The sequence below is a fragment of the Roseomonas sp. TS2 genome (genome assembly GCF_058833935.1).
Map to the genome: position 1 here is coordinate 1 of NZ_JCACVY010000164.1, position 10,194 is coordinate 10,194.

8 protein-coding genes and 1 pseudogene are annotated in these 10,194 nt (G+C 71.2%); 7 read left to right on the forward strand and 2 right to left on the reverse strand.

Features of this window, described 5'->3' with window-relative positions; translation table 11 throughout:
- Positions 1–235, reverse strand: a pseudogene (locus ACZJYS_RS19425) (GNAT family N-acetyltransferase); the annotation flags it as partial.
- A complete protein-coding gene (locus tag ACZJYS_RS19430; protein ID WP_493180003.1) occupies positions 232–1,611 on the reverse strand; it encodes a formimidoylglutamate deiminase in 1,380 nt (459 codons plus the stop codon). The gene ACZJYS_RS19430 and the pseudogene ACZJYS_RS19425, both read right to left, overlap by 4 nt.
- Positions 1,612–1,691: 80 nt before the next feature.
- Between ACZJYS_RS19430 and hutC the strand changes: the two genes are divergently transcribed.
- The 7 genes from hutC to ACZJYS_RS19465 all read left to right on the forward strand — a co-directional run.
- On the forward strand, positions 1,692–2,432 hold the full coding sequence (gene hutC / locus ACZJYS_RS19435; protein ID WP_493180004.1) for a histidine utilization transcriptional repressor HutC: 741 nt from the start codon (positions 1,692–1,694) through the stop codon (positions 2,430–2,432).
- Between the two features lie 25 nt (positions 2,433–2,457).
- A complete protein-coding gene (gene hutU, locus ACZJYS_RS19440) occupies positions 2,458–4,137 on the forward strand; it encodes a urocanate hydratase (RefSeq protein ID WP_493180005.1) in 1,680 nt (559 codons plus the stop codon).
- Positions 4,134–5,642, forward strand: a complete 1,509-nt coding sequence (gene hutH / locus ACZJYS_RS19445) for a histidine ammonia-lyase (protein WP_493180006.1) — start codon at positions 4,134–4,136, stop codon at positions 5,640–5,642. Before hutU ends, hutH begins: the two co-directional genes overlap by 4 nt.
- A gap of 91 nt (positions 5,643–5,733) precedes the next feature.
- The gene (gene hutI / locus ACZJYS_RS19450) at positions 5,734–6,945 is read left to right on the forward strand and encodes an imidazolonepropionase (protein ID WP_493180007.1); all 1,212 of its coding nucleotides are present in this window, start codon (positions 5,734–5,736) and stop codon (positions 6,943–6,945) included.
- Positions 6,946–7,245: 300 nt separating this feature from the next.
- Positions 7,246–8,283: a pyruvate dehydrogenase (acetyl-transferring) E1 component subunit alpha gene (pdhA, locus tag ACZJYS_RS19455; protein ID WP_493180008.1), complete on the forward strand. Its 1,038-nt coding sequence runs from the start codon at positions 7,246–7,248 to the stop codon at positions 8,281–8,283.
- Between the two features lie 3 nt (positions 8,284–8,286).
- On the forward strand, positions 8,287–9,708 hold the full coding sequence (locus ACZJYS_RS19460; protein WP_493180009.1) for a pyruvate dehydrogenase complex E1 component subunit beta: 1,422 nt from the start codon (positions 8,287–8,289) through the stop codon (positions 9,706–9,708).
- A gap of 16 nt (positions 9,709–9,724) precedes the next feature.
- On the forward strand, positions 9,725–10,194 hold a 470-nt coding region (locus ACZJYS_RS19465), incomplete at its 3' end, for a biotin/lipoyl-containing protein (protein ID WP_493180010.1).

Here is a 10,194-nt window from a genome sequence, read left to right on the forward strand (position 1 = left end):
CGCGCCAATCCGGGCGGACGATGTAGAAGCCGATGAAGCCATGCTCCTCCCCCTGCCGCACGGCGGAGAGGCAGGCGACGGGCAGGCCCGCCACCTCGGCCAGCAGGAAGCCCCCGGCATCGGCGGCGTGGAAGGTGGCGGCGTCGGCGAGGCCTGGGTTCCAGCCCTCGGCGGCGGCCCATTCCACCAGCAGCGGCATCTCCGCCGCGCCCGCGGGGCGGATGACGGGGCTCATGCCGAAAGCCTCCGCATGGCGGCGCGGAAGGCGGCGGCGATGGGCTCGGCCGCAACGTGCCGCCCCTCCCGCACCACCACGCGCCCGCCGGCCACCACCTGCCGCACCGGGTTGCCCTGGCCGCAGAACACCCAGGCGTCGAGCAGTTCATCCCCTTCCCGGCCGCACAGGGCTGGGTGTTCGTCGTCCAGCGCCACCAGGTCGCAGCGCTGGCCGGGAGCGATTCCGGCGATGGCCCGCGCGCTCACCTGCGCCCCGCCGGCGAGAGACGCTTCCAGCAGGTTGCGCGCCGGGTGGGGGTGGGCCTCGTCCGTCGCCACGGAGCGCCGGCGCTGCGCCAGGCGCTGGCTGGTCTCCAGCTGCCGCATCTCGTCGCGCGGCGAGGTGCCGACATGGCTGTCCGTGCCGAAGCCGAGCCGCCCGCCCGCCGCGCGATAGGCGGGCAGGCCGAAGATGCCGTCCCCCAGCGAGGCCTCGGTGCTGGGGCAGAGCCCGGCCACCGCGCCGCTACGGGCGAGCCCCACGGCTTCCGCCTCCGTCATGTGGGTGGCGTGGATCAGGCACCAGCGCGCGTCGAGCGGCATGTTCTCCAGCAGCCACTGCACGGGGCGGGCGCCGGTGGCGGCGCGGCATTCCTCCACCTCCCGCAGTTGCTCGGCGGCGTGGATGTGGATGGGGCCGCCGAAGCGTGAGACCTCGCGCAGCATCTCCGGCGTCACCGCGCGCAGCGAGTGCGGCGCGAGGCCGAGCCCCGCCTGCGCATCCCCCACGATGGCGGCGCGGATACCCTCCACGATGCGCCAGAAGCCGTCGAGGTCGTTGAGGAAGCGGCGCTGCCCCGGCACGGGGTCTTTCCCGAAGATGCCGCCATGCCGGTAGAGGCTCGGCAGCAGGGTGATGCCGATGCCCGTGGCGCGCGCCGCCGCCAGATGCCGCAGCGCCATCTCCGCCGGTTCGGCATAGGGCGTGCCGTCGGCCTGGTGGTGCAGGTAGTGGAACTCGGCGAGACTCGTGAAACCCCATTCCAGGCATTCGGCGTAGAGCTGCGCGGCCACGGCTTCCGCATCCTCCGGCGTGAAGCGGCCGACGAAGCGGTACATCGTCGTCCGCCAGGTCCAGAAGGAATCCTCGCCGCCCTCGGCATCGCGCGCCTCGGGGGGCGAGCGGCGCTCGGCATGGCCGGCCATGGCGCGCTGGAAGGCGTGGGAATGCAGGTTCGGCAGGCCGGGGATGACGGCGCCCGGCAGGCGTTCCGCTCCGGCCGGATCGCCCCCCGGCGTGACGGTCGCGATGCTGCCGGCGCCATCGGTCTCGATGCGCACGTCGCGCGCCCAGCCGGTGGGCAGCAGGGCGGCGGGGGCGAAGTAGTGGGTCATGCCGGGCGGCCTTCTCGCAGCGGTGGGCGGCATCGTCTTTCCGGTTGACTGGACTTGTCAAGACAACCATGCTCCCGGCCATGCCGAGCTCCGAAACCCCTGCCCTGCTGCCGACGCCCAGCCCGGCCACGCCGCGCTACCAGCAGATCAAGGCCTTCATCCTCAGCCGCGTCGCCAGCGGCGAATGGGGGGTGGAGGACCGCGTGCCCTCCGAGCATGAGCTGGTGAAGCTGACCGGCGTCTCCCGCGTCACCGTCAACCGGGCGCTGCGCGAGCTGGCCGATGCGGGGCTGCTGGTGCGGGTGCAGGGGGTGGGCACCTTTGTCGCCGGCGCCAAGCCGCAATCGAACCTGCTGGAGCTGCGCGACATCGCCGAGGAGATCGTCGAGCGCGGCGGCACGCACGCAGCCGAGGTGCTCTCCCTCGGCCGGCTGCGGGCGGACGCGGCCATGGCCGCCGCCTTCGGCCTGCCCGAGCAGGCAGAGCTCTTCCGGGCGCGGCTGGTGCACCGGGAGGATGGCATGGCCGTGCAGTTCGAGGAGCGGCTGGTGAACCCGGTGATCGCGCCACGCTTCCTGGAGCAGGATTTCAGCCGCATCACGCCCTACCGCTACCTCACCTCCTGCGCGCCGCCCGAGCGGGTGGAGCATGTGGTGGAGGCCACCCGCGCCGCGCCGGAGATCGCCGCGGCCCTCGGCATCCCGCCCGACGAGCCCTGCCTGCTGGTCCACCGCCGCACCTGGTCGTGGCGCGTGGTGGCGACGCGGGCCTTCCTCACCCATCCCGGCACGCGCTACCGCCTTGGCGGCGCGCTGGACTGAACCCCGACCGAGACGAGACAGACCCATGTCGCACACCCGGTTCCGCAATGCCCCCGCCATCCGCGCCCCGCGCGGCGACACCCTCACCGCCAAGCATTGGACCACCGAGGCGGCGATGCGGATGCTGATGAACAACCTCGACGACGAGGTGGCCGAGCGCCCCGGCGAGCTGGTGGTCTATGGCGGCATCGGCCGCGCCGCGCGCGACTGGCAGAGCTATGAAACCATTCTGTCCGTCCTGAAGCGGCTTGAAGAAAACCAGACGCTGCTGGTGCAGTCCGGCAAGCCGGTGGGCGTGTTCGAGACGCACAAGGATGCGCCGCGCGTGCTCATCGCCAACTCCAACCTCGTGCCGGCCTGGGCGAACTGGGAGCATTTCAACGCGCTCGATCGCGCCGGGCTGATGATGTACGGCCAGATGACGGCGGGTTCCTGGATCTATATCGGCAGCCAGGGCATCGTGCAGGGCACCTACGAGACCTTCGTGGAAGCCGGGCGGCAACATTTCGGCGGCGATCTTGGCGGGCGCTGGATCCTGACGGCGGGCCTCGGCGGCATGGGCGGCGCGCAGCCGCTGGCAGGCGTCTTCGCGGGCGCCTGCGTGCTGGCGGTGGAGTGCCAGCCGAGCCGCATCGAGAAGCGGCTGGAAACCGGCTACCTCGACCGCCGCGCGGAGACGCTGGACGAGGCGCTGCGGATGATCGAACAGGCCTGCGCCGAGCGGAAGGCCGTCAGCATCGGCCTGCTCGGCAACGCCGCCGAGATCTTCCCCGAGCTGGTGCGGCGCGGCGTGGTCCCCGACATCGTCACCGACCAGACAAGCGCGCACGACCCCGCCAATGGCTACCTCCCCGCCGGCTGGACGCTGGCCGAGTGGGAAGCCCGGCGCGAGAGCGACCCGAAGGCCGTCGCCGCAGCCGCGAAGAAATCGATGGTCGCGCATGTGCAGGCGATGCTGGACTTCAAGGCTATGGGCAGCGCCGTGCTCGACTACGGCAACAACATCCGCCAGATGGCCAAGGATGAAGGGCTGGAAGGCGCCTTCGGCTTCCCGGGCTTCGTGCCGGCCTATATCCGCCCGCTCTTCTGCCGCGGCGTCGGCCCCTTCCGCTGGGCCGCGCTCTCGGGCGACCCGGAGGATATCCGCCGCACCGACGACAAGGTGCGCGAGCTGATCCCGGATGACAGGCACCTGCACCGCTGGCTGGACATGGCGCGCGAGCGGATCAAGTTCCAGGGCCTGCCGGCGCGCATCTGCTGGGTGGGGCTGGGGCAGCGGCACCGGCTCGGCCTCGCCTTCAACGAGATGGTGGCGCGGGGCGAGCTGAAGGCGCCCATCGTCATCGGCCGCGACCATCTCGATTCCGGCTCCGTCGCCTCGCCCAACCGCGAGACGGAAGCGATGAAGGACGGCTCGGATGCCGTGAGCGACTGGCCTCTGCTCAATGCGCTGCTCAATACCGCCTCGGGTGCCACCTGGGTCTCGCTGCACCATGGCGGCGGCGTCGGCATGGGCTATTCGCAGCATGCCGGCATGGTCATCGTCGCCGACGGCACGGAGGATGCGGCGCGCCGCCTGAAGCGCGTGCTGTGGAACGACCCGGCGACGGGCGTGATGCGCCATGCCGATGCTGGCTACGACATCGCCATCGACTGCGCGCGGGAACAGGGGCTCGACCTGCCGATGCTCGGGGGTGCCAAGTGAGCGCCGCCCGCATCGTGGCGCCCGGCCACGCCACGCTGGCCGATCTGCGCGCCATCCTCGAAGGCGCCGTGCTGGAACTACCTGCGGGGTGGGAAGCGCCGGTGGCGCGCTCCGTCTCGGCGCTCGCCGCGCGCATCGCCACGGGCGAGGCGCTCTATGGCGTCAACACCGGCTTCGGCAAGCTGGCCAGCCAGCGCATCGGCACGGAGGACCTGGCGAAGCTGCAGCGCAACCTGCTGCGCAGCCACGCCGCCGGCATCGGCCCCTTCATGCCTGCCCCCGTCGTGCGGCTGATCCTGGCGCTGAAGGCCCTCTCCCTGGCACGCGGCGCCTCGGCGGTGCGGCCGGAGGTGGTCTCCGCCCTGCTCGCCCTGCTGCGCGCCGATGTGCTGCCGGCCATCCCCGCCAAGGGCTCGGTCGGCGCCTCGGGCGATCTCGCGCCACTCGCCCACATGGCGCTGGTGCTGATCGGCGAGGGCGAGGCCTTCGTCGGCGAGGAAGTGCTGCCCGGCGCCGAGGCGCTGAAGCGCGCCGGCCTCGCGCCGCTGGAGCTGGGGCCGAAGGAGGGGCTGGCGCTGCTGAACGGCACGCAGGTTTCCACCGCGCTGGCGCTCGCCGCGCTGTTCGCCACCCAATCCCTCTGGCGCAGCGCGCTGGTGGCGGGGGCGATGAGCGTCGATGCGGCGCGCGGCTCGGACACGCCCTTCGACCCGCGCATCCACGCGCTGCGCGGCCAGCCGGGGCAGATCCGCGCCGCCGCCGCGCTGCGCGCCCTGCTGGAGGGCAGCGCCATCCGCGAGAGCCACCGCACCGGCGATAGCCGCGTGCAGGACCCCTATTGCCTGCGCTGCCAGCCCCAGGTGATGGGCGCCTGCCTCGACCTGCTGGACCACGCCGCCGCCGTGCTGGAGCGCGAGGCCAACGCCGTGACCGACAACCCGCTCGTCACCGCCGAGGGCGAGGTGCTCTCGGGCGGCAATTTCCACGCCGAGCCGGTGGCCTTCGCCGCCGACACCATCGCCCTCGCGCTCGCCGAGATCGGCGCCCTCTCCGAGCGCCGCATCGCGCTGCTGACCGATCCGGTGCTCTCCGGCCTGCCCGCCTTCCTGGTGCGCGAGGGCGGGCTGAACTCGGGCTTCATGATCGCGCAGGTGACGGCGGCGGCGCTGGCCAGCGAGAACAAGTCCCTCGCCCATCCCCGCAGCGTGGACAGCCTGCCCACCAGCGCCAACCAGGAGGACCATGTCTCCATGGCCACCGGCGCGGCGCTGCGCCTCGCCGAGATGGCGGATAACACGGCGGGCATCCTCGCCATCGAGTTCCTGGCGGCGGCGCAGGGAATCGGCTTCCATCGGCCGCTCGTCACGTCGGAGGTGCTGGAGAAGGCGCTGGCGGAAATCCGCGGCATCGCCGCGCCCTGGGATGAGGACCGGCTCATGGCGCCGGATATCGCCGCGGCCAGGCGCCTCGTTGAGCACGGGGTGTTCGCGGCGCTCCTTCGCTGAAAGCCCGGCCAGGAGGGGCGCCGCCCCTCCTGGACCACCCCGCCGGGGGAACTGAGTTCCCCCGGAACCCCCACATTCGGGAAGCATCGCGATGAGCGGGTTCGATCACGTCTGGCTCAATGCCCACCTCGCCACCATGGACGGGCCGGCCGAAGCGCCGCTCGGAATCGTCGAGGACGGTGCCATCGCCACACGGGGCGGCAGCATCGCCTGGGTCGGGAAGCGCGCGGACCTGCCGGCGCATGAGGCACCGGTCACCGATTGCGCGGGCGCCTGGGTCCTGCCGGGGCTCGTCGATTGCCACACCCACCTTGTCTTCGGCGGCAACCGCGCGGGCGAGTTCGAGCAGCGGCTGGAAGGCGCCACCTATGAGGAGATCGCCCGCGCGGGGGGTGGCATCTTCTCCAGCGTCCGCGCCACGCGCGCGGCCAGCGAAGGCGCCTTGCTGGAAGCCGCCCTGCCCCGGCTGCAAGGGCTGATGGCCGAAGGTGTCACCACCGTCGAGATCAAGTCCGGCTACGGGCTCGATCTCGAATCGGAGATGAAGATGCTGCGGGTCGCCCGCCGCCTCGGCGCCGCGCTGCCGGTGGAGGTGGCGACCTCCCTGCTCGCCGCCCATGCCGTGCCGCCCGGCTACGAGGGCGGCGCCGAGGCCTACACGGATTTTGTGGTGCGCGAGGTCATCCCCGCCGCCGCCGCCACCGGGCTGGCCGACGCGGTGGATGCCTTCTGCGAGCGCATCGCCTTCTCGCCCGCGCAGACGGAGCGGGTCTTCGCCGCCGCGCGGGCCGCCGGCCTGCCGGTGAAGCTGCACGCCGACCAGCTTTCCGACCTTGGCGGCGCGGCGCTCGCCGCCCGCTTCGGCGCCCTCTCGGCCGACCACCTGGAATATGCCAGCGCCGAAGGGCTGCGTGCCATGGCCGCCGCCGGCAGCGTGGCGGTGCTACTGCCGGGGGCTACCTATTTCATTCGCGAATCGAAGCATCCGGACGTCGCGGCGATGCGGGCGGCCGGGCTTCGCATGGCCCTCTCCACGGACATGAACCCAGGCTCCTCGCCCGCCCGCTCCCTGCTGCTGATGCTGAACCTGGGCTGCACCCTGTTCCGCCTCACCGTGGCCGAGGCGCTGCTGGGCGTGACGCGCCACGCCGCGGCCGCGCTTGGGATGACCGACCGCGGCGTGCTGCGGCCCGGCCTGCGGGCCGATCTCGCCCTTTTCCGCATCGGCCGCCCCGCGGAGCTTTGCTACTGGATCGGCGGCAATCCCTGCGTCGGACGGGTGGTGTCAGGGCGGGCCGGCTGAATGCGGCGCGGCCGGGCGAATGGCCGCTTGGCCCGCAACTCCCACACAGCCTTTCCGTTGCTTTCGTCAGGGGAAGGACAAGCGAAAGCTTCGGCCTGTATCCTGCCGCGATGCCGCAGTGGTATTGCGCCGCCTGAGGAACGATCTGGCTTTTAACCACATTTCGGTTAAATACCATATTGCACCGCAGCATCAAGGACTTGGCTATCGCCTTGCGCTTGCAGTTGGGCGTTGCGCCACGTATCTCGGCCTTGCGCTGCCGCCAATTCCGAGCGGTTGCGGGCAGAATGGAGCAGCCGGATGGTCCAAGGCGCCGAAGCGGCCACCACCAAGCGTCGCGGCAAGGCGAAGGCCCCACCCGCAGGGCGGGAAGGCCTCTCGCAGGGGCAGTTGCTCAAGGCCTACCGCGACATGCTGCTGATCCGGCGCTTCGAGGAGAAGGCGGGCCAGCTCTACGGCATGGGGCTCATCGGCGGCTTCTGCCACCTCTACATCGGCCAGGAGGCCGTGGTGGTGGGCATGCAGCTCTGCCTGCAGCCGGGCGACCAGGTCATCACCTCCTACCGCGACCACGGACACATGCTGGCCACCGGCATGGAGGCGCGCGGCGTGATGGCGGAGCTGACCGGGCGCTCGGGGGGCTACTCCAAGGGCAAGGGCGGCTCGATGCACATGTTCAGCCGCGAGAAGGGCTTCTACGGCGGCCACGGCATCGTCGGCGCCCAGGTGTCGCTCGGCGCCGGGCTGGCCTTTGCCAACATGTACAACGACAACGGCAATGTCTGCCTGACCTACTATGGCGACGGCGCGGCCAACCAGGGCCAGGTGTTCGAGAGCTACAACCTCGCCGCCGTGTTCAAGCTGCCGGTCGTGTTCATCATCGAGAACAACAAGTACGGCATGGGCACCAGCGCCGAGCGCGCCTCCGCCTCGAAGGACCGCTCGAAGGACGGCACCCCCTGGGGCATCCCGGGCGAGCAGGTGGACGGCATGGACGTGGAGGCCGTGCAGGCCGCCGGCGAGCGCGCGGTCGCGCACTGCCGCGAGGGCAAGGGCCCCTACATCCTCGAGATGAAGACCTACCGCTACCGCGGCCACTCCATGTCCGACCCGGCGAAGTACCGCACGCGGGAGGAGGTGCAGAAGATGCGCGAGCAGCATGACTGCATCGAGACCGCCCGCAAGAAGCTGCTGGACAGCGGCCTGCCCGAGGCCGAGCTGAAGACGATCGACGACGAGGTGAAGCGCATCGTCGCCGATTCCGCCGAATTCGCCCAGACTTCCCCCGAGCCGGACGAGTCCGAGCTGTGGACGGACATCCTGCTGGAGGCCCGCTGACCCATGGGTGCGACGATCCTGATGCCCGCCCTCTCCCCCACCATGACCGAGGGGAAGCTGGCGCGCTGGCTGAAGAAGGAAGGCGACACCGTCGCCGCCGGCGACATCATCGCCGAGATCGAGACCGACAAGGCCACCATGGAGGTGGAGGCGGTCGATGAGGGCGAGCTGACCAGGATCCTGGTGCCCGAGGGCACCGAGGGCGTGGCGGTGAACTCCCCCATCGCCGAGATCGATGGCGGGGATGGGGGCGCCGGCACCTCGGCCTCCGGGCCGCAGGAGCCCGTCTCCAACGCCATCCAGGCCGGCGGCGAGACCGCCGAGGTGGCGAAGGAGGCCGAGGACCACGCCGCCGTCGCCGCCAAGGGCACCGAGCAGCGCCCGGAGACGGACGCGCAGCCCAAGGCCCCCGCGCAGGAGGCCGAGAAGGACTGGGGCGAGACCAAGCCCATCACCGTACGCGAGGCGCTGCGCGACGCGATGGCCGCCGAGATGCGGCGCGACGACAAGGTGTTCCTGATGGGCGAGGAAGTCGCCCAGTACCAGGGCGCCTACAAGATCAGCCAGGGGCTGCTGGACGAGTTCGGGCCGAAGCGCGTCATCGACACGCCGATCACCGAGCACGGCTTCACCGGCATGGCGGTGGGCGCGGCCTTCACCGGGCTGAAGCCGATCGTCGAGTTTATGACCTTCAACTTCTCGATGCAGGCGATCGACCAGATCGTGAACAGCGCCGCCAAGACGCTGTACATGTCCGGCGGCCAGCTCGGCTGCCCGATCGTCTTCCGCGGCCCGAACGGCGCAGCCGCCCGCGTCGCCGCCCAGCACAGCCAGTGCTACGCCTCCTGGTACGCGCATGTGCCGGGCCTCAAGGTGGTGGCGCCGTGGTCGGCGGCGGATGCCAAGGGGCTGCTGCGCGCCGCCATCCGCGACCCGAACCCGGTGGTGTTCCTCGAGAACGAGATCCTCTACGGCCAGACCTTCGAATGCCCGACGGACGAGGATTTCATCCTCCCCATCGGCAAGGCCAAGGTCGAGCGCGCCGGCAAGGACGTCACCATCGTCGCCTTCTCGATCGAGGTCGGGCTGGCGATGCAGGCGGCCGAGAAGCTCGCCGAGCAGGGGATCGACGCAGAGGTGATCAACCTGCGCACCATCCGTCCGCTCGACACCGAGACCATCGTCGCCTCGGTGAAGAAGACCAACCGCCTCGTCACCGTCGAGGAAGGCTGGGCCTTCAGCGGCATCGGCTGCGAGGTGGCGATGCAGGTGATCGAGCACGCCTTCGACTACCTGGACGCGCCGCCGGTGCGGGTCGCCGGCCTTGACGTGCCGATGCCCTACGCGGCCAACCTTGAGAAGCTCGCCCTGCCGACCATTGACCACGTGGTCGATGCGGCGAAGCGCGTCACCTACAAGAAGTAACGGGGGAAGCGGGACGATGGCCACCAACATCCTGATGCCCGCGCTGTCCCCCACCATGACCGAGGGGACGCTGGCGCGCTGGCTCAAGAAGGAAGGCGACGCGGTCAAGGCGGGCGACGTCATCGCCGAGATCGAGACCGACAAGGCCACCATGGAATTCGAGGCCGTGGATGAGGGCATCCTCGGCAAGATCCTGGTGCAGGAGGGCACCGAGGGGGTGAAGGTGAACGCCCCCATCGGCGTGCTGGTCGAGGAGGGCGAGGCGGTGCCGGCCGATGCCGGTGCCGCCGCCCCGAAGCCGGCCCCGAAGCAGGAGGCGCCGAAGCAGGAGGCGGCGAAGGAGAAGGCTCCCGAGCAGGTCGCGCCGAACCGCCCCGGCACGCCGCCGGCCACCGAGGCGCCCAAGGCGGAGCAGAAGCCCGCCCCGGCCGCGCAGGGCGACCGCGTCTTCGCCTCGCCGCTGGCGCGCCGCATGGCGCAGCAGGC

What these genes read in the sequence shown, in the direction of transcription:
- ACZJYS_RS19430 (WP_493180003.1), bottom strand. Translation starts at nt 1,611, where the DNA reads ATGACCCACTACTTCGCCCCCGCCGCCCTGCTGCCCACCGGCTGGGCG.
- hutC (WP_493180004.1), top strand. Translation starts at nt 1,692, where the DNA reads ATGCCGAGCTCCGAAACCCCTGCCCTGCTGCCGACGCCCAGCCCGGCC.
- hutU (WP_493180005.1), top strand. Translation starts at nt 2,458, where the DNA reads ATGTCGCACACCCGGTTCCGCAATGCCCCCGCCATCCGCGCCCCGCGC.
- hutI (WP_493180007.1), top strand. Translation starts at nt 5,734, where the DNA reads ATGAGCGGGTTCGATCACGTCTGGCTCAATGCCCACCTCGCCACCATG.
- pdhA (WP_493180008.1), top strand. Translation starts at nt 7,246, where the DNA reads ATGGTCCAAGGCGCCGAAGCGGCCACCACCAAGCGTCGCGGCAAGGCG.
- ACZJYS_RS19460 (WP_493180009.1), top strand. Translation starts at nt 8,287, where the DNA reads ATGGGTGCGACGATCCTGATGCCCGCCCTCTCCCCCACCATGACCGAG.